We start from the raw sequence: 18,963 nt of genomic DNA, 5'->3' as shown, positions 1-18,963 counted from the left end.
ATCAAAATAAATACACCAAATCATTTACGAAATAGAAACGCATCATTCACGCCTCTACTTCCTCAGGCAATTGTGGAAACTACGCAATAGAAAACAGTTGAAAACACCAGAAATTAGCGCTCATGTTTTGAAGCTGTCATAAAAGTATGCGCATAATCTCAACAGTAGTAAATTAATATGCCGGGATTATTGCCTAATGGAAATCAAACGTGTACTTGGACCACTTCTCGCCGTGGTATTACTCATAGGTATAGGCGCTGCAAGCTATACCTCTTACCAAAGAAATCATGCAATTGAAGCAGCAAAATTAGTCTCAGCCGCGATGCTTGAAGTCAAAGGAATGGTCGGTTCCGAAAAAGAATCCTACTTTGCTGACCCCAGGGTCATCGAAATTCTGGCCAAAAAGGGTCTGCGAGTCAAAATCGAGAAAGTCGGTTCACGCGAAATCATCTCGCGTGACTTCAATACCTATGATTTCGCTTTCCCCGCAGGTGCACCCGCTGCGCTGGCGCTGCAAAACAAAGCTAAGGCAAAACAGGTGTATCCCACTTTTTTTACGCCCATGGCAATCGCGTCCTGGGTGCAATTGATCCCCACCCTGGAAAACGAAGGCATCGTCAAAAAAATCGATCAAGCCTATTACATCGTCGACATGAAGAAGCTGCTGAGTCTCAGCGAAAAAGGGACGCGCTGGCGCGAGCTGAAAGACAATGCAGCTTACAACACCGGTAAAAGCATACTGATCAGTTCTACCGATGTCAGGAAATCCAATTCGGCAGCGATGTATCTGTCATTGGCCAGCTATGTCGCCAATGAAAATAATGTCGTTGACGATAACGAACAGGCCAACAAAGTACTGCCCTTTGTGTCTTCCCTGTTCTTGCGGCAGGGCCTGCAAGAATCCAGCAGCGCCGGGCCATTTGAAGACTACACGACTATGGGTATGGGCAAAGCGCCTCTGGTCATGATCTATGAAAGTCAGTTCCTCGAATATCAATCCAGGCGTGCCAAGCCAAACACCGACATGGTCTTGCTGTATCCACAACCGACCATCTATACAAAGCACATCGTCGTGCCTTTCAATGAAAATGGCCGCCGCCTTGGAGAAGCGCTGGCGACTGACCCCGGGTTGCAAAAACTGGCAACCGAATATGGATACCGCACAGCCAATGCGGATCAATTCAACGAGTTTTTGAAGAGCAACAAATTGCAGGCCCCGACTTCATTGGTGGATGTCATCGACCCACCCAGTTTTGAAATCCTGGAACGCATGATCCAGACCATAGAAAAGAAATTCCAGTAATGTACATTTCCTGCCCGAGGACAAAGATATGACTGACAAAATGACAGACGCACATACACAAACGCAAACACAAGAAAACACCATGACCTTGACACCGCCAGAAGTATTGACACCCATCGCAGAAAAGAAGGCACCAGAGATGGTGCCTCTGAAAGCGGATGTCCAGGAAAAGATTGATGCACAGGTAACGGCATACATCGACAGTATCTTGAAAGACGACGTGCAAAGTGCAGGCTTTCAGGCCAAACTGGATTCGGCTTTCCGTCTCGGTAAAGAAGAGATTTCCAATGCGTCTTCCCTGATGACGGGTCGCTTCATGGAGCGCAATTTTGTCGGCATAGAAAATTCAGCTGCCTTCAAGTCCATACAGGACATGCGCGGCATGCTTGACGACCTGAACCCAGGCAAACAAGGTGATTTGCTAAGCCAAAACAAGCTTCTGGGCATCATCCCTTTTGGCAACAAGTTACAAGCCTATTTCCGCAAGTTCCAGACTGCCAGTTCGCAGTTGCAAACCTTGATGACGCAAATCTATGCTGCACGAGATGACATGCAAAGGGATGCCACAGAGATTGAACTGGTGAAGACCAAGCTCTGGGATGCCATGCAAAAGCTCAAGGGTGCCATCTACTTTGCCGAGCAGCTCGACAAGCATGTCGCTGATCATGTTGAATCGATCAAAGCCAGCGATCCCCTGCGTGCCAAAGCACTGGAACAGGAAGTCCTGTTTTATGCCCGCCAGAATCTGCAAGACATGCAAACGCAGATGGCAGTCAACGTCAATGCTTATCTGTCCATGGATTTGCTGAAGAAAACTGCACGTGAAATGGTGAACGGCTGTAACCGTGTTGCCACGACCGGCATGTCGGCAATGGCAACCGCACAAACTGTGGCCCGCGCCACCGGCAATCAGATACAGGTCATGGAAATGCTCGGTGGTGTCAGTGCAACCATTGGTGAACTGGTGACAGAAACCTCACGGCAGTTGGGCCAGCACGTCGAGAAGACTGGTGAATTTGCCGCCAATCCACTGATAGGCATACAAAAAATACAGGAAATGTTTGATAACACCTTCAAGGCGATGGATGCGATGGATAACTTCCGCTCACTTGCCGTCGACAATATGGGAAAAAACAACGCCATGCTAAAAGAACAGATTGCCCGCACCGAGCAGTATCTGGACAAGACACGGGCAGAGCAAGCACGTACGGCGATGGTCTCTGCCGCGCCCGAAGGTCCGGTCAAACTTTAAGGAACTGGCATGAGATTCTTGTCGAAATGGATCGCCCTGCTGTTGATTCTGGCTCTGGCCGCCTGCAAGGACGCCAAAAATGTCCAGCCAGCCGTAACGCCATCCGGTGACACCCTGACTGTCATGGCTGGCTCTGAACTCAAGGATATAGAACCCTTGTTGCCATCCATCAGCAAGGCGACCGGCATCAATTTGCAATTGCGTTACACCGGTACACTGGAAGCAGTAGAAAAATTACAATCTGGCGAACAAATCGATCTTGCCTGGCTGGCCAGCAATAAATACGCAATGCTGGTGCCAGCAGCCAAGGCAAGAATACTTGCATCAGAAAGAACCATGCTCACACCCGTGGTATTGGGCTTGAAAGAAAGCAAGGCAAAGGCACTGGGCTGGAAAGACAATGCCCAGGTGACCTGGAAAGATATCGCCGAAGCGGCAAAGCAGGGGAAATTTACCTTCGGCATGACCAGCCCGTCGTCGTCCAACACCGGTTTCTCGGGTTTGCTGGGGCTGGCCGCTGCCTTGTCTGGACAAGGTGATGCACTGGAAGAAAAAGATATCAATGCAAAAAGCCTGAGCGCTTTTTTTCAGGCACAAAGACTGACTGCCGGCAGTTCAGGCTGGCTGGCCGAAGCGTATCTGCGTGAACAGGACAAGGTCGATGGCATCATCAACTATGCATCGACTTTGCAAACCTTGAACCGCAATACCGCGCTGAAGGAAAAACTGGTGCTGGTTTATCCGCAGGATGGAATAGTGACTGCCGATTATCCCATCATGCTGATCAATCCCGCCAAACGGGAAGCTTATGACAAAGTGGTGAGCTATGTACGCGGCATCGAGTTCCAGCAGGCGATGTATAACTCAACCTTGCGACGCCCGGTCAACCCCGATGTCGCCGTCACCGATGGGCCCAGGCAAGCGCTGGCCGAATTATCCTTCCCGGCCAAACTGGCGGTTGTCGATGCAATACTGACAGCCTTCGACAATCACTTGCGTTTACCAACGGACAGCACTTTCGTGCTTGATACCAGTGGCTCCATGAAGGGTGACAGGATACGGGATTTAAAAGCTGCCATGCAGGGATTATCCGGAGCTGACACATCCATCAGCGGCCGCTTTTCGAGATTCCGCAACCGTGAACGTATCATCATCCTGCCATTCAACAACAAGGTGGAAAGCTCGCAACGTTTTGATATGGGCAGCGAGGATAAAGACAACCAGACAACACTGAGCGCCGTGACTGCGCGCATACAGCAATTACGCGCCGATGGAGGCACTGCCATCTTCTCGGCCACCCAGCAAGCCTATACCGAAGCCATGGAACGTAAACGCGCTGACCCGGCACGTTTTTACTCCATCATCGTGATGACCGATGGCATCAACAATGACGGCATGAATTACAATCAGTTTGCTGAATGGTACAAAGCCCTGCCAGACAATGAAAAAGGCATCAAGATTTTCACGGTACTGTTTGGTGAAGCCGAACCTGATGAATTGAAAAACCTGGCAGACTTGTCTGGCGGCCGGATGTTTGACAGCCGCAAGGCAAGCTTGCAAACCATATTCAAAGAAATTCGCGGATACCAATAATAATGCAGGCCCTGACTTTTAAAATGCGCGTGCTGCTTTTTTTGTACAGTACCCAAAACCTGCTGGGCAGTTGCCTGGCTATCCTCGGTTTGGGCATGTATTTCACGGGTGTGATCTCGGACTGGTGGCTACCCATCGTCGCCGGTCTGTATAGCGTCGCCTGGCTGGCGATTCCGGCAGATAAAGAACTGGAACTGCAAATCAAGAATGAGAATTCGCAAAGCAGCCTGACTGAGAGTGTCGATACATTGATACGGGAATCAAAGTCGCGCCTGCCGCACGAGGCAGTGGAACGCCTGGGAAGAATACAAACCACCTTGCAGGAACTGGCACCCAAGATGTACTCTGGCGAAGTCGCCATGAACTATGTCAGCCTGCTTATCAATGCGGTCAATCGTGACCTGCCACAAACTATAAAAAACTATGTGCTCTTGCCAACAGCCTTTGCCACCATGCATGTCATAGAAAATGGCAAGACCTGCAAGCAACTCTTACTCGAACAACTGGATTTGCTGGAAACCCAGCTGGCAAAAATTGCCACCGATATCTACAAGAACAATGCAGATTCCCTGGTCATCAATGGTGAATTTTTAAAAGAGAAATTCCATACCACGACCTTTGTGCAGTAAGGTCAGGCATCACGGCAAATCAGCCTGGGGCCAGTTGCTGTTCGTCGCTACGCAACAGATCAAGCCATTCAAGCAAGGGGATGGTGGCAGGCAGTAAAGGCGTGACGGCAACGCTGCCCTGCCAGGCGAAGGCCTGGCCTTCCAGGCTTTGTGGTTCACCCTGCCATTCACGGCTGATATAAAAATGCAGTCTGACGTGGGCATGCGGGTAAATATGTTCGACACCACACCAAGGCTCGGCAGAAACAATCTGTATGCCCAGCTCTTCCACAAATTCACGCTTCAGTGCGGCCAGTATGGATTCGTTTGCTTCCACCTTGCCACCCGGGAATTCCCAGTAACCTTCATAAGGTTTGCCAGCGGGGCGCTGGCCCAGCAAGACATCGCCATTGGCTTTCATCAATATGCCGACGGCAACATCCACAGGCTTTGCCGTCATATCAGGACTCCGCCATGCGGCCAGCATAATCGCGGGCAAACTGCCAGGCGACGCGACCAGAACGTGAACCACGCTGCAATGCCCAGCGCAGAGCGTCGCCACGTGCTTCATTGATTTGTGCAGCAGTGCATCCCATGGTCGTCAGCCAGTGGGCGACGATGTCCAGATAATCATCCTGCTTGAAGGGGTAGAACGATACCCACAAACCAAAGCGTTCGGACAGGGAAATTTTTTCTTCTACCGTTTCACCCGGATGCAAATCGCCATCATCGCTATATTTATAACTGGCGTTGTCGGACATTTTTTCCGGCAACAGATGGCGGCGGTTGGAAGTGGCATAAATCAGTACATTGTCCGATTGCGCGGCAATACTGCCATCGAGCGCCACTTTCAAAGCCTTGTAACCGGCCTCACCTTCTTCAAATGACAGGTCGTCACAAAAAACAATGAAGCGTTCTGGCCGTTCAGCGATCAAATCAACGATATCGTGCAAATCTGCCAGATCGGTTTTATCGACTTCGATCAGACGCAGGCCCTGGTCAGCAAACTGGTTCAGGCAGGCTTTGATCAGCGACGATTTGCCGGTACCGCGCGCGCCCGTCAACAAGACATTGTTGGCGGGTTTGCCATGGACAAACTGGCGGGTATTCTGTTCTATCTGGGCCTTCTGAATGGTGACATGGCACAGATCATCCAGTGCAATGTCTGACACATGACGCACCACTTGCAGATAGCCCTGTCCACCACGTTTGCGCCAGCGAAATGCATGGCCCAATTGCCAGTCAGGCACGGGTGAAGCAGCGGGTAGCAAGCTTTCCAGCCGGGTCAGCAAGTGTTCTGCACGGGATAAAAATTGGTCGAGCTGGGTCATGGCAAGCTTACTCGTGAAGGATATCAGGAACGGTAATCAGCATTGATCGATACATAGTCATGCGACAGATCGCATGTCCATACCGTTGCCTGGGCATCACCGCGTGCCAGCTTGACGCGTATGGTGATTTCACTTTGCTTCATGATGCGCTGACCATCTTCTTCGCGGTAATCAGGATTACGGCCACCATTTTTGGCAACCCATACATCATCCAGGTACAAATTCAATTTGCTGACATCCAGGTCACCGACACCGGCATAGCCTATCGCTGCCAGGATACGACCAAGATTGGGATCAGACGCAAAGAAGGCTGTTTTTACCAGTGGCGAATGGGCAATGGAGTAGGCAATCTTGCGGCACTCTTCGACATCACGTCCTTCTTCCACGGCAATAGTCATGAACTTGGTGGCCCCTTCGCCATCACGAATGATCATGTGCGCGAGCTTTTGCGACAAGGCCGTCACGGCTTCTGCCAGCAAGGCATATTCAGGTGTGTCGATGTCATTCACTTCCACTTCACCGGCACCGGTGGCGATCAGCATGAAGGAGTCATTGGTCGATGTATCGCCATCAATGGTGATGCAGTTGAATGATTTGTCAGCCGCCTGCTTGACCAGGTGATCCAGCACGTTTTGCGCCACTTTGGCATCCAGCGCCAGGTAACCCAGCATGGTCGCCATATTTGGCTTGATCATGCCGGCGCCTTTGCTGATACCGGTCATGGTGACGGTTTTACCACCGATGCTGACCGTTGCCGACGCCGCTTTGGGCTGGGTGTCGGTAGTCATGATGGCTTCTGCCGCATTAAACCAGTTGTCTGCCTTGAGGTTTTCTATGGCTTTGGGCAAACCGGCAACCAGTCGGTCGACCGGCAATTGTTCCAGAATCACGCCGGTAGAAAAAGGCAGTATCTGTGCCGCTTCGCAATTCAGCAATTCCGCCAGGGCAGCACAGGTTGCATTGGCAGCAGCCAGGCCAGCATCACCAGTGCCGGCATTCGCATTGCCGGTATTGACGACCAGCGCACGGATGGGGGCAGAACTCATGAGCAGGCCTTCCAGATGGGCCTTGCATACCTGAACCGGCGCTGCGCAAAAACGATTGGTGGTAAATACACCCGACACCGTGGCCGTCGCCGCCAATTCCATTACCAGAACATCTTTGCGATTGGCTTTGCGTATGCCGGCTTCGGCATAGCCCAGGCGAATACCAGCTACCGGCTTCAGGTCAGCAGCAACAGGAATGGGAGAATTGACGGCCATAATAGTTTCCTAGCGTTGAAATCAAGCCGACATTGTAGGGCATTTTGCTGCGCTGCGAAGCATGTTTGCGGTACGGAAATTCGCGGTCCTTATTCCTTATATATATTCATGGTTTATAAACCCATGATCATTTGGGCAATGATATTTTTTTGTATTTCATTCGAACCACCATAAATCGACAGCTTGCGCATGTTCAGGTAATTGATGGCGAGTGAACTTGCCACTTCTGACATATCAGATCTGTCCCTGAGTGCAAGTGCCTGCTCACCGACTGCTTGCATCAACAGGTCGGTAATAGCTTGCTGGATCTCTGTACCCTTGATCTTCAATATGGATGCTTCGGGCCCCGGCGCACGCTGCTGTTCTTCGGCTGAAAGTACACGCAGATTGGTCATTTCCAGTGCCATCAAATCAATTTCAATTTGTGCAATTCGTGCAGCAAATTGAGCATCTTCCAACAGTGGCCGGCCATTCTTCCATTCCTGTGCGGCGACACGCTTGAGGCGCGTCAATTCCCGTTTGGCGATGCCTATGCCGGCGATATTGGTACGTTCATGCCCAAGCAGGAATTTGGCGTAGGTCCACCCCTGATTTTCGCTGCCGACCAGATTGTCAAGCGGCACCCTGACATCATCAAACCAGACTTCATTGACTTCGTGTGTACCATCCATGGTGATGATAGGCCTGACGGTGACCCCTGGTGATTTCATGTCGATCAACAGGAAGGAAATGCCACGTTGTGGCTTGACCTCACGGTCGGTACGCACCAGACAAAATATCCAGTCTGCGTACTGGGCCAGCGTGGTCCAGGTCTTTTGCCCATTAACCCGGTAATATTCACCTTCTGCATCCCGCATGCGCTCTGCCGTGGTTTTGACAGATGCCAGGTCAGAGCCTGAGCCCGGTTCTGAATAACCCTGACACCACCATTCTTCTGCCGCCAGAATTTTGGGCAAGAATCGCTGCTGCTGCGCAGGCGAGCCAAATTCCATCAGGACCGGTGCCACCATCTTGATACCAAAAGGCGGCAAACGTGGAGCGCCAGCCGCCGCACATTCTTCTTCAAAAATATAGCGTTGCACTGCTGACCACCCTGTTCCACCAAATTCTGTCGGCCAGGAACTGCCACCCCAGCCACGTGCATGCAGAATTTGCTGCCAGCACTGGTAATCCTGCTTTGCCAGCGGCATGCCATGCCTGACTTTTTGGCGAATATTGGCAGGCAGGGATTGCTGCAAGAATTCCTGGATGTCGTGACGAAATGCCAGTTCGGCTGAGGTGAAATTCAAGTCCATGATTTTCCTGGGATGGGCAAATGCGAATTTAAGTACTTCTATCAGCAACAGGATTACAATATGCAATTCTGCATTGCAGAATTATGTTCTGAAATAGTATGTCATTTCCACTTTAGGCTCGCACATTGCCCAGGTCAAGCCTTTTGGCGGCTACATCAGCGACATGGAAGATCGATTTTCAGCAAAGGCCAAGGACATGAATAAGACGCAAGCCAGCCCCATGAAAGAAGACCGTCATTTCGTTACCGCCCTGGCGCGCGGGCTTGATGTGCTGGCCTGCTTTCGCCCCGGCGACAAGGCATTGGGCAATCAAGAGATTGCCCAGCGCTGCCAGTTACCCAAATCCACGGTATCGCGCCTGACCTATACCCTGACCAAACTTGGCTATCTGCATTACATCGCCAGCCAGGGACAATATCGTCTGGGGTCTGCGACGCTGGCACTGGGCAGTGCGATGATTGCGCGACTCGACGTGCGGCAACTGGCGCGCCCCTTGATGCAGGAACTGGCAGATTTTTCCAGAGGTATGGTATCGCTGGGCATGCGTGACAGGCTTAGCATGATTTATATAGAAAACTGTCGCAGCCAGAATGCACTGACCCTGAGTCTGGATGTAGGTTCGCGCATCCCACTTGCGACTACTGCCATGGGGCGGGCATTGCTGGCCAGCCTGCCGGTCATGGAACGCGAAGCTGTATTGATGGAAATCCGGACTACACAGGAAGAGCAATGGCCAGATATGGAAGCTGGCATACAGCGCAGCCTGCAAGAGGTCAGGGAATTTGGCTGTTGTAGTTCTTTCGGCGACTGGCAAACGGATGTCAATGCCATCGCTATCGGTTTCTCGCCGGGTGCAGGGCAGGCAACGGTGGCGATTAATTGCGGGGGGCCGGCTTTCTTGCTGAGTAAGGAATTTCTATTGCATGAGGTACGCCCGAAGTTATTGCAGCTGGTGCGTGACTTGCAGGGCAATCTGCTATAACTGTGATCGCCTCACATTTCACCAATGCAGTGAGCACAAAAAAGGGACGAATCGCTTCGTCCCTTTGTCTTTCTGTACTGCTGATCAGGCTATCAAATCAATCAGGCAAGTCTGCCGTGGCATTGCTTGAATTTCCTGCCGCTACCGCATGGGCAAGGATCATTGCGGCCGATTTTCAGGGCGTAACCGACTTCCGCCTGACCATCATCAGCAATGACACCGGGTGCCATTATTTCTTCTGCCGAGGCATCAGCATCAAAATCAGCGTGCTGGTAATGCACGTTTTCAATTTGCGATTGCGCCAACTGTTCTTCCGCCGCTTCTATCTCTTCACGAGACTGTATGCGCACGGTAACCACGGTCCTGACCACTTCATTCTTGATCTGGTCCAGCATCTGGCCAAACAGTTCAAACGCTTCGCGCTTGTATTCCTGCTTAGGGTTTTTCTGTGCATAACCACGCAGATGAATACCCTGACGCAGATGATCCAGCGCGGCCAGATGTTCACGCCAGTGTGAATCTATGCTTTGCAGCATGACACTGCGCTCAAACCCGGCGAATGAATCTTTACCGACGATATCCAGTTTGGCCTGGTATACATCATTGGCCGCTTTTTGCACGCGTTCCATGATGTCGTCATCGTTCAGGTTGGCTTCTTCTTCCAGCATTTTTGCCAATGGAATATCGAGTGCCCATTCATTGCGCAGTACGGCTTCGAGGGAAGGAATATCCCACTGCTCTTCCACCGATTCTGCCGGTACATATTCACGCACGATGTCGTGGAACATGCCGTGACGCAGTGAAGAAATCAGTTCAGACATGTCTTGCGCTTCCAGCAATTCATTACGCTGCTGGTAAATCACTTTACGCTGGTCATTGGCGACGTCATCATATTCCAGCAATTGCTTGCGTATATCAAAGTTGCGGGCCTCGACCTTGCGCTGTGCCGATTCAATAGAGCGCGACACAATGCCTGCTTCTATCGGTTCGCCTTCAGGCATTTTCAGCCTGTCCATGATGGCGCGTACGCGGTCACCGGCAAAAATACGCAACAGCGTATCGTCGAGCGACAGGTAGAAACGGGAAGAACCAGGGTCACCCTGACGACCGGAACGGCCACGCAACTGGTTGTCGACGCGACGGGATTCATGACGTTCGGTACCGACGATATGCAAGCCACCGGCATTCACCACATGTTCATGCAGGGATTGCCATTCATCACGCAGTTTTTGTGACTGGGCAAATTTATCGGCATCCGAAAAATCAGGATTGGCTTCGATCAACTGTACCTGCTTGGCCACGTTACCACCCAGCACGATATCGGTACCACGACCAGCCATGTTGGTAGCGATGGTGATCGCTTTTGGACGACCGGCCTGGGCAATGATTTCTGCTTCGCGTGCATGTTGCTTGGCATTCAAGACATTGTGCGGCAAACCTGCCTGCGTCAGTATGCCGGACAGCAGTTCGGAATTTTCAATCGAAGTCGTACCAACCAACACCGGCTGACCGCGTTCATAGCAGTCTTTGATGTCGATCAGCATGGCGCCGTATTTTTCCTGGGCCGACTTGTACACCTGATCTTGCCTGTCCTTGCGCTGGGATGGGCGGTTAGGTGGAATGACGACAGTTTCCAGGCCATAGATTTCCTGGAATTCATAGGCTTCGGTATCTGCCGTACCTGTCATGCCTGACAGTTTGGCGTACATGCGGAAATAGTTCTGGAAGGTGATGGAAGCCAGCGTCTGGTTTTCATTCTGGATGCGCACGCCTTCTTTGGCTTCAACCGCCTGATGCAGGCCATCGGACCAGCGACGACCGGTCATCATACGGCCGGTAAATTCATCGACGATGACGATTTCGTCATTCTGCACCACATAGTGCTGGTCTTTGAAATACAGGGCATGTGCGCGCAAAGCAGCGTACAGATGGTGGATCAGGGTGATGTTTGCCGCATCGTACAGGGAAGCGCCTTCTGGCAGCAGACCCATTTGCGTCAGAATGCGTTCAGCCTTGTCGTGACCGGCTTCAGTCAGCAATACCTGGTGGGCTTTTTCATCCTTGGTGTAATCACCCGGGACTTCTATCTTGCCCTTGCCGTCCGGTGTTTCTTCACCGATCTGCAAAGTCAGCAGTTTCGGGACTTCATTGATCTTGTAATACAGCTCAGTGTGATTTTCTGCCTGGCCAGAGATGATCAGCGGTGTACGTGCTTCATCGATAAGGATGGAATCGACTTCATCGACGACGGCAAAATTCAGGCTGCGCTGTACGCGGTCCTTGGCTTCATACACCATGTTGTCGCGCAGATAATCAAAACCGTATTCATTGTTCGTGCCGTAGGTAATATCAGATGCATAGGCGAGCTGCTTGGCATCATGATCAAGTTGCGACAGGTTGATACCTGTGCTCAGACCCAGCCAGCCGTACAGGATGCCCATCCATTCGGCATCGCGCTGCGCCAGGTAATCATTGACGGTAACGACATGCACACCTTTGCCGGACAGGGCATTGAGGTAGATCGGCAAAGTCGCCATCAGGGTTTTACCCTCACCAGTGCCCATTTCGGCAATTTTGCCGTAATGCAGCACCATGCCGCCTATCATCTGCACATCAAAGTGGCGCATTTTCAATACGCGTTTGCTGGCCTCGCGGCAGACGGCAAAGGCTTCCACCAGGACACTGTCCAGCGTCTCCCCGTTGGCAACACGCGTCTTGAACTCGCCAGTCTTGGCCTTCAAAGCCTCGTCTGACAAAGCCTCGAACTGGGGTTCCAGTGCGTTGATCTCACGCACAGTCTTTTGGTATTGCTTCAAAAGCCGCTGGTTGCGGCTGCCGAATATCTTGGTCAGGAATGACATGCTATGAACGGAAAGTTAAATTCTGAAAAAAGCGGCCGCAAAATGATTAATTCGACAGCAACAATAGGCTAACCTGTGATTTTACCATGCGGCACCCAAATAGCTACAAACACTGCCTGATAAACTGACAAGGCAGCATATATGGATGCCAGACATAAGTCTGGAGTTGGAGACAAATCCAGCAAACTCAAGTTTATTTTTGACCCAGGGCGGCCAGATTTGCCTGATTTGCCCCTGCAGACAGGAATTTATGGGGATTTTGTGGCACGCCTTTGACATGCACCTCAAAATGCAGGTGAGCACCGGTAGACCTGCCGGTAGAACCGATGTCTGCAATATGCTGACCACGTTTGACGATATCACCCAATTTCACGTAGACCTTGGATGAGTGGGCATAGCGCGTCATGATGTCACCACCATGATCAATTTCGACCATATTCCCAAATTGAGGATGGTATTCAGCCGCTACCACCACGCCGCCAGCAGCAGCCACGATGGGCGTGCCAGTCGGGCTGGAGAAATCGATACCTTCATGGAAAGCGCTGCGGCCAGAAAACGGATCAAGCCGCCAGCCAAAACCGGATGCATTATAGGCAACATTCACTGGTTGAATGGTAGGCAAAAGCTTGGACTGTACTTTGAAACCCATCAATTTTGTCTCGACCACGTTCATGTAGTCGGAGCGGTGTTCGACATCACGCGACATGGCATCCAGCGCAGCCTGAAATTCTTCCATGTTCAATTCCTTGGCTGGTTGCGATGTCACTTCCGGGCCACCACGTCCTGGCAGTTCCTTGAAGTTGAATTCTTCCGGCTTGACGCCAGCCAGACCTTGTACCCGTTCGCCCAGGGCATCCAGACGTATCAACTGGGCCTGCATTTCGCCCAGCTTGGCAGCCATGGCAGCCAGGTTTTCTTTCATGTACTTGTCTTTATTACTCACCTCTGGGGTGGTCACGGGCACCAGGTCACGCAGAACCGGCAAATCTGCACTGGCAAGCCGCAGGGTCAATGCCGCCATCATGGCTGCACATAAGGTAATAATAAGAAGAAAACTGAACAGGCCAAAAATGACATGGCGTGACGACAGGGTCACGGATTTTGCCTGGGTAAAGCGGGAGTGCATCAAAATGATTTGCATCAATATGCTCCTCTTAAAACTGTTTTATTGGCGACCAGCGTTGCGGCATTTCGCGAGGCGTGTTTGTGGTAAGGTATTGCGCATGTCAACATCATCACGTCCTTCTTACCCAATTAACATCAAACGCGGCCGCAAAGTACCGGCTGCCAGCGGTGCCGCCGACTTTTTGCGCAGCAACGAAAAAATTGCTTCGCTATTGCCCACGGTGCAGCGTAATCTGGCGCTGCAAAAAGATTGCGGGGCATTATTGCCACCCATCTTCGATACTTGTGAGGTCATGCAGGTGTCTGAAGGACAACTGACGCTATCAGCTCCCAATGCTGCGCTGGCGACTAAATTGAAACAACAATGTCCGAAATTGCAAGTAAATTTGCAAGAACGGGGTTGGCAGATTAACGCAATCCGTATCAAAGTACAAGTCAAACGGGTCGTTGAAAAACCCGTTGCCGTAAAGCAAATAGCTTTTTCCGGCAAGGCTCTACAGGCATTTGGGCAGTTGGAACAGACGCTGGAAAAGACTTCGCAAAACGCTGATTTAAGAGCGGCGCTAGGGCGTTTGCTACAACGCCACCGGCCTGGTGGACAGGGTTAAACCTGATAAATTCGGGAAGTCAAAAGAACAAGTATTTTATTAATTACTGTTACAAAATAAGTTCGCCTGCAAGACGGGCCAGGGCTTTTTGACCGACCAATTCTATTTTGGTCAGACCACTGCCCATTCGCGTTCCACTTGTGTCGCATAAGTGGGTGGTGCCATACCGGCATCATCAAAGCTGACGATTTCATATGCTGCTGGATCTGCCAACAAGGCGCGCAGCAACTGATTATTCAGGCCATGGCCCGATTTGTGAGCGGTATAACTTGCCAGGAAAGGATGGCCGATCAGATACAGGTCACCAATCGCATCGAGTATTTTGTGGCGTACAAACTCATCATCAAAGCGCAAACCGTCTGAATTCAGGATGCGGTATTCATCCATGACGATGGCATTTTCCATGGAACCACCACGCGCCAGGCCTATGCCACGCAGCATTTCCACATCCTGCATGAAGCCAAAAGTACGTGCCCGTGCTACATCCTGCACGAAAGAGGCGCGAGCAAAATCCACTTCTGCTGTCTGCACGGTTCCATCGACAGCCGGATGATTGAATTCAATGAAGAAATGCAGCTTGAAACCATCATAGGGTTCCAGCCTGGCCCATTTTTCCGACTTGCCTGTGCCTTCACGGATTTCCACGGCTTTCAGTACGCGTATGAATTTCTTGGCGGCAGCCTGTTCCTGCATGCCAGCCTGCTGCAAGAGATAAACAAAGGAAGAAGCCGAACCATCCATGATGGGAATTTCTTCAGCACTGACATCAATATATAAATTATCGATGCCCAATCCGGCGCAGGCAGACAACAGGTGTTCAACCGTAGACACCTTGCCATTTTCATTCGACAAGGTTGATGCCATGCGGGTATCACCCACCATCAGCGCTTGTGCAGGCAAAACAGCCGGGGGAACCAGGTCAGTACGGGTAAAGATGATGCCGGTATCCACGGGTGCCGGGCGCATGACCAGTTCCACCTTGGTGCCGGAATGCAAACCGACGCCTATGGTCTTGACCTGCTGTTTGATTGTTCGTTGTTTTAACATCACGCTATTATATCGGTTAGTGTCATTTCCCATGTAAGACTGGATAAAAGCAAAATCAATGCGTGCACAAACAACAACAGTTACCATCCGTAAAGCCACGTCTGAAGATGTGGAAGCCATGTGTGAACTCAGTGATCAGATCAATGCCCAACACCATGCGCAAGCCCCGCATATTTTTGTGAAACATAACCAGCGTGAACTTGATCGCCTGTTCTGGCAAGCATCTTTTCAGGCGGCACACACCTGCGCGCTGCTGGCCTGTCAGAATGATGTGGTGATCGGCTTCATTACGCTGAGCTGGCATGAAAACATGACCATCCCTTTTTTATACTGTCGGCGCATATGCCGCATTGGCACCATCGTGGTGTCAGACCGGCATCAGCAACAAGGGGTCGGACGCATGTTGATGGATGCCGCCACCGCCTGGGGGCGTGAACATCAGGCGGTGGAGCTAAGACTGGAGGTATTCGACTTCAATCAAAACGCCATGGCGTTTTACAAGGCACAAGGCTATGGCGTGCAGTCACATATCATGTCCAAGGCACTGGATTAAAACTTGACAACCATCTTTCCAGGACCATGGCCCAGTTTATTGCGCTCAATTGCGCCGCCGAGGTCGGCCAATTCTGCGACCTCCGAGACACGCACGAGTAGTTGACCGCCTGCGACCTGGCCGGCAATGTCGGCCAGTCGCCGTGCGTCCGCCTGCATCTGAAACCACTTGCCGCGTTTGCCCTGAGGGGTCTGCCCCATGATTTCCGGTGCTGCCGTACTTACAATTTGTCCCCCTTCAGCAAGTACTTGCCAAGACTTCGCCAATGTATCTCCGCCGACCAGATCGAGCACCAGGTCAACCTTGCCGCAATGCTCCCAAAAGTTGGCCGTACGGTAGTCGATGACCTGATCCGCGCCCAGGCCTTGCAGGTAACCCGCATTCACACCTTGCGCAGTTGCCACCACGCGCGCACCTGCCTGCCTTGCAAACTGGACTGCGAAACTGCCAACGCCACCCGCTGCGCCGTGGATCAAAACGGTCTGGCCTCGCTTGAGTTCGCCTGCGTCGAACAGTGCTTGCCACGCTGTGAGCGCCGCAACCGGAATCGCGGCGGCCTGGACGTCATCCAAAGCTGCGGGCGTGTGGGTCAGCTTGGTGGCAGCCACCACTACATAGTCTGCATAGGCACCCAATCTCGATAGTGGACCCATTACGCGTTCACCCACGGTGAAATCGAGTACATCTGGCCCAACACCAGCGACCACCCCGGCCAATTCAATGCCGAGTGTAGCGGGCAGATCAAGCGGGAAAGCATCGCGTACCAGGCCGTCGCGTATTTTCCAGTCCAGCGAATTGACACCAGCCGCACGCACATGCACCAGGACTTCGCCGGCAGCAGCAACAGGTCGCGCAACAAGCTCCAGCGTGGGCGTATCGGCACCGCCATAGGCATGGATGCGCACAGCACGATTGCTGGAAGCATTTAGCGTGGGATAGTCGATGTATCCCTCCGGGCCTGCCGAATAAAAAGTTTCGCGTTGTGGCTGGTTCAATGGCGCACCCAGTTGGAAACGTTGCACGAGGTCAGGGTTGGCGAGATACAGTGAACCGAAGACCGCTGCCTCTGCGTGCTGCTCCTGAACCAGCACTTCGGCTTTCGCTGGTGTCAGTCCGCCGCCCTGGAGCAAAGCGCCCTTGAATAGCGGACGCAACATGCTGCTGTAATCAAATTCGACTTTGGCTTGTACCGCGAGATGCAGATAAGCCAGGTTCAGCGGTGCGATCTGCTCGACGAGATAGCGGTAGGTCTCTTGCGGTGCGGCATCTTTTACGTCGTTGAAGTTCATCTCAGGCGAAATCTTGATGCCGATACGATCGCTACCTGCCTCGGCCGACATGGCTGCGAGGACCTCCATGATGAAGCGCACACGGTTCTCCAGCGATCCGCCGTAGCGGTCACTGCGCTGGTTAGTTTCGGACGACAGGAATTGTTCTGGCAAATAGCCAGAAGCAGCATGCAGTTCCACACCGTCGAAACCGGCTTCCAGGGCGCGCCGGGTAGCCAGGCGGAATTCGTCGATCACACCGGCAATGTCGGTCGTGCTCAGCGCACGTGGAGTCACCATCGCCTGCGGGCCTGTAGCTGTAAATACGGTTCCATTAGGTTGAATGGCCGAAGGTGCAACCGGTAAGGCATGCTCTGGCAGCATGCTGGGATGGGAAACCCGTCCAGTGTGCATCAATTGCAGAAAGATGGTCCCGCCCTTGGCGTGCACAGCATCGGTTACGGCCTTCCAGGCCTGGACTTGCGCATCGGAATAGATGCCAGGCGTGCGAACGTAGCCCTTGCCCATTGCGGACGGGAAAGTGCCCTCCGTGATGATTAGCCCGGCATCGGCGCGTTGGCCGTAATACTGAACTGTAGAGTCTGACGGTACGCCAGTTGCGTCATCGGCGCGCGAACGCGTCATGGGGGCCATCACCAGGCGGTTGCGCAGGATATGGCGGCCGATCTTGGTAGGGGTGAACAGATGATTCATGTCAATTTCCTTTAAGGGTTGGTGTGAGGTAGATAATAAATTGATCCACCCACAAGATAAATAGGCATAATTGAAATCTGTGATCCACACATGGAACAATGAATATGGAAATGCTTACTTACATGCGGCAATTCGTCGAAGTCGCCAAGGTCAAAAGCTTTCGTGCAGCAGCACTCACGCTGGACATGCCAATCTCGACGCTCTCGCGCCATATTTCTGATTTGGAAAAAGCCATTGGGCTGCGTCTGCTGAACCGCTCCACACGCCGCGTTGAGTTGACGGATGCCGGTACGGTGTACTTTCAGCGCTGCCAAAGCATCGTGGCTGAAGCCATGATCGCGCATGAGGCTTTGCGTGATGTAGCACATAGACCAACGGGGACTTTGCGGGTATCCATGCCGGTCGATCTGGCCATCGGCCACTTCGGCCCCATTCTGCGTGACTTCAGCAAGGCCTATCCCTTGATCGACTTTGACCTGGACCTGACCCCACGCCGTATCGACTTGCAAACCGAAGCATTCGATCTCGCTATCCGCATTGGTCCCCCGCCAGTGGCATCCGCGACGTTGATCGCGCGACCGATCGTGGAACTGCCGCGCTACTTGTACGCCGCGCCGCTGTATTTGAAAGGCGCACCCTCGCTCAAGCACGCGAAAGATCTGGCGCATCACGTGTTTTGCACTGTTCCCTCCAGTTCGCAACAGGGTGACTTAAAGGTCTTCTACCGCGGCGACGAGACCGTCGAAATCAAGGTCCCCACGCGCTTCACCGTCAATAGCGTCGGTATGGCACGCGTGCTAGCAACAATGGGCATGGGAATCGCCATCATGCATGCAGAACTCGCACGCGACGAAGTTGCCTTGGGTCGATTGCACCGGGTGCTTCCAGAATGGAGCATGGCGCCGTTGCAGGTACACGTGATCACTGCCACACGCTTACTGCCGGCCAGGGCCAGGCTGTTCATTGACTTTCTGAAGGAAAGGATGGCAGAGCCTTTGTGAATCTTCAGTTTAGCCATCCACTTGGTGATCTTGACTGTGACGACGCCTGGAGAAACCCCTTTTCCCAGGTCCCGACAGGAAGCCAGGTGAAGGAAAAGTGAAGCGATTTACGGAAAGCACCGGCATATGCTGAACCCGCTTGTTCGGTAGGGAAACTCGC

General features: G+C 52.3%; 16 protein-coding genes. 8 read left to right on the top strand and 8 right to left on the bottom strand.

What is annotated here, in order from left to right; translation table 11 throughout:
• Positions 1-196: 196 nt before the first annotated feature.
• From ACO0LK_RS00930 to ACO0LK_RS00915, 4 genes are read left to right on the top strand one after another with little or no spacing between them, the layout of a single operon-like run.
• Positions 197-1,303, top strand: coding sequence for a hypothetical protein (locus tag ACO0LK_RS00930; protein WP_422971275.1), 1,107 nt, complete (start codon positions 197-199; stop codon positions 1,301-1,303).
• Positions 1,304-1,331: 28 nt separating this feature from the next.
• Entirely contained in the window at positions 1,332-2,555 is a 1,224-nt protein-coding gene (locus tag ACO0LK_RS00925) for a toxic anion resistance protein (protein ID WP_422971274.1), read from the top strand.
• A gap of 9 nt (positions 2,556-2,564) precedes the next feature.
• Positions 2,565-4,148 (top strand): VWA domain-containing protein, encoded by a 1,584-nt coding sequence (locus ACO0LK_RS00920; RefSeq protein ID WP_422971273.1) that lies wholly within the window; start codon positions 2,565-2,567, stop codon positions 4,146-4,148.
• A gap of 2 nt (positions 4,149-4,150) precedes the next feature.
• Complete coding sequence (locus tag ACO0LK_RS00915; protein ID WP_422971271.1) at positions 4,151-4,777, top strand: hypothetical protein; 627 nt, start codon at positions 4,151-4,153, stop codon at positions 4,775-4,777.
• Positions 4,778-4,796: 19 nt separating this feature from the next.
• Here the strand turns inward: ACO0LK_RS00915 and ACO0LK_RS00910 are convergent, their stop codons facing one another.
• From ACO0LK_RS00910 to ACO0LK_RS00895, 4 genes are all read right to left on the bottom strand, one after another.
• Positions 4,797-5,216, bottom strand: a complete 420-nt coding sequence (locus ACO0LK_RS00910) for an NUDIX domain-containing protein (protein ID WP_422971269.1) — start codon at positions 5,214-5,216, stop codon at positions 4,797-4,799.
• 1 nt (position 5,217) lies between these two features.
• Entirely contained in the window at positions 5,218-6,087 is an 870-nt protein-coding gene (locus tag ACO0LK_RS00905) for an ATP-binding protein (RefSeq protein WP_422971267.1), read from the bottom strand.
• A 23-nt stretch (positions 6,088-6,110) separates the two neighbouring features.
• The gene (gene argJ, locus ACO0LK_RS00900; RefSeq protein WP_422971265.1) at positions 6,111-7,349 is read right to left on the bottom strand and encodes a bifunctional glutamate N-acetyltransferase/amino-acid acetyltransferase ArgJ; all 1,239 of its coding nucleotides are present in this window, start codon (positions 7,347-7,349) and stop codon (positions 6,111-6,113) included.
• 113 nt (positions 7,350-7,462) lie between these two features.
• Positions 7,463-8,644: an acyl-CoA dehydrogenase family protein gene (locus tag ACO0LK_RS00895; protein ID WP_422971263.1), complete on the bottom strand. Its 1,182-nt coding sequence runs from the start codon at positions 8,642-8,644 to the stop codon at positions 7,463-7,465.
• Positions 8,645-8,840: 196 nt separating this feature from the next.
• Between ACO0LK_RS00895 and ACO0LK_RS00890 the strand changes: the two genes are divergently transcribed.
• On the top strand, positions 8,841-9,626 hold the full coding sequence (locus ACO0LK_RS00890) for an IclR family transcriptional regulator (RefSeq protein WP_422971261.1): 786 nt from the start codon (positions 8,841-8,843) through the stop codon (positions 9,624-9,626).
• Positions 9,627-9,727: 101 nt separating this feature from the next.
• Here ACO0LK_RS00890 and secA read toward each other — a convergent pair whose 3' ends face one another.
• Together secA and ACO0LK_RS00880 are read right to left on the bottom strand one after the other, a co-directional pair.
• Complete coding sequence (secA, locus tag ACO0LK_RS00885; RefSeq protein ID WP_422971259.1) at positions 9,728-12,487, bottom strand: preprotein translocase subunit SecA; 2,760 nt, start codon at positions 12,485-12,487, stop codon at positions 9,728-9,730.
• A 193-nt stretch (positions 12,488-12,680) separates the two neighbouring features.
• Positions 12,681-13,628, bottom strand: coding sequence for a M23 family metallopeptidase (locus ACO0LK_RS00880; protein WP_422971257.1), 948 nt, complete (start codon positions 13,626-13,628; stop codon positions 12,681-12,683).
• A gap of 82 nt (positions 13,629-13,710) precedes the next feature.
• Here ACO0LK_RS00880 and ACO0LK_RS00875 point away from each other — a divergent pair, with 82 nt between their 5' ends.
• On the top strand, positions 13,711-14,220 hold the full coding sequence (locus tag ACO0LK_RS00875; protein ID WP_422971255.1) for a DciA family protein: 510 nt from the start codon (positions 13,711-13,713) through the stop codon (positions 14,218-14,220).
• A gap of 111 nt (positions 14,221-14,331) precedes the next feature.
• On the opposite strand, the gene lpxC is transcribed toward ACO0LK_RS00875, so the two are convergent.
• Positions 14,332-15,267, bottom strand: coding sequence for a UDP-3-O-acyl-N-acetylglucosamine deacetylase (lpxC, locus tag ACO0LK_RS00870; protein ID WP_422971253.1), 936 nt, complete (start codon positions 15,265-15,267; stop codon positions 14,332-14,334).
• Between the two features lie 58 nt (positions 15,268-15,325).
• On the opposite strand from lpxC, the gene ACO0LK_RS00865 reads away from it, so the two are divergent.
• On the top strand, positions 15,326-15,820 hold the full coding sequence (locus tag ACO0LK_RS00865; protein WP_422971251.1) for a GNAT family N-acetyltransferase: 495 nt from the start codon (positions 15,326-15,328) through the stop codon (positions 15,818-15,820).
• Here ACO0LK_RS00865 and ACO0LK_RS00860 read toward each other — a convergent pair.
• Entirely contained in the window at positions 15,817-17,802 is a 1,986-nt protein-coding gene (locus ACO0LK_RS00860; RefSeq protein WP_422971249.1) for a zinc-binding dehydrogenase, read from the bottom strand. The two genes, ACO0LK_RS00865 and ACO0LK_RS00860, sit on opposite strands and share 4 nt — an antisense overlap.
• A 104-nt stretch (positions 17,803-17,906) precedes the next feature.
• Between ACO0LK_RS00860 and ACO0LK_RS00855 the strand changes: the two genes are divergently transcribed.
• Positions 17,907-18,803 carry a LysR family transcriptional regulator gene (locus ACO0LK_RS00855; protein WP_422971247.1) on the top strand — a complete coding sequence of 299 codons (897 nt, stop codon included), beginning with the start codon at positions 17,907-17,909 and terminating at the stop codon, positions 18,801-18,803.
• Positions 18,804-18,963: the final 160 nt, after the last annotated feature.

Source organism: Undibacterium sp. Ji49W, from assembly GCF_049340205.1.
In the GTDB taxonomy this organism is placed as follows: domain Bacteria; phylum Pseudomonadota; class Gammaproteobacteria; order Burkholderiales; family Burkholderiaceae_D; genus Undibacterium.
This window is presented reverse-complemented; position numbering and strand designations above follow the sequence as displayed.

What these genes read in the sequence shown, in the direction of transcription:
- ACO0LK_RS00930 (WP_422971275.1), top strand. Translation starts at nt 197, where the DNA reads ATGGAAATCAAACGTGTACTTGGACCACTTCTCGCCGTGGTATTACTC.
- ACO0LK_RS00925 (WP_422971274.1), top strand. Translation starts at nt 1,332, where the DNA reads ATGACTGACAAAATGACAGACGCACATACACAAACGCAAACACAAGAA.
- ACO0LK_RS00920 (WP_422971273.1), top strand. Translation starts at nt 2,565, where the DNA reads ATGAGATTCTTGTCGAAATGGATCGCCCTGCTGTTGATTCTGGCTCTG.
- ACO0LK_RS00915 (WP_422971271.1), top strand. Translation starts at nt 4,151, where the DNA reads ATGCAGGCCCTGACTTTTAAAATGCGCGTGCTGCTTTTTTTGTACAGT.
- ACO0LK_RS00910 (WP_422971269.1), bottom strand. Translation starts at nt 5,216, where the DNA reads ATGACGGCAAAGCCTGTGGATGTTGCCGTCGGCATATTGATGAAAGCC.
- ACO0LK_RS00905 (WP_422971267.1), bottom strand. Translation starts at nt 6,087, where the DNA reads ATGACCCAGCTCGACCAATTTTTATCCCGTGCAGAACACTTGCTGACC.
- argJ (WP_422971265.1), bottom strand. Translation starts at nt 7,349, where the DNA reads ATGGCCGTCAATTCTCCCATTCCTGTTGCTGCTGACCTGAAGCCGGTA.
- ACO0LK_RS00895 (WP_422971263.1), bottom strand. Translation starts at nt 8,644, where the DNA reads ATGGACTTGAATTTCACCTCAGCCGAACTGGCATTTCGTCACGACATC.
- ACO0LK_RS00890 (WP_422971261.1), top strand. Translation starts at nt 8,841, where the DNA reads ATGAATAAGACGCAAGCCAGCCCCATGAAAGAAGACCGTCATTTCGTT.
- secA (WP_422971259.1), bottom strand. Translation starts at nt 12,487, where the DNA reads ATGTCATTCCTGACCAAGATATTCGGCAGCCGCAACCAGCGGCTTTTG.
- ACO0LK_RS00880 (WP_422971257.1), bottom strand. Translation starts at nt 13,628, where the DNA reads ATGCAAATCATTTTGATGCACTCCCGCTTTACCCAGGCAAAATCCGTG.
- ACO0LK_RS00875 (WP_422971255.1), top strand. Translation starts at nt 13,711, where the DNA reads ATGTCAACATCATCACGTCCTTCTTACCCAATTAACATCAAACGCGGC.
- lpxC (WP_422971253.1), bottom strand. Translation starts at nt 15,267, where the DNA reads ATGTTAAAACAACGAACAATCAAACAGCAGGTCAAGACCATAGGCGTC.
- ACO0LK_RS00865 (WP_422971251.1), top strand. Translation starts at nt 15,326, where the DNA reads ATGCGTGCACAAACAACAACAGTTACCATCCGTAAAGCCACGTCTGAA.
- ACO0LK_RS00860 (WP_422971249.1), bottom strand. Translation starts at nt 17,802, where the DNA reads ATGAATCATCTGTTCACCCCTACCAAGATCGGCCGCCATATCCTGCGC.
- ACO0LK_RS00855 (WP_422971247.1), top strand. Translation starts at nt 17,907, where the DNA reads ATGGAAATGCTTACTTACATGCGGCAATTCGTCGAAGTCGCCAAGGTC.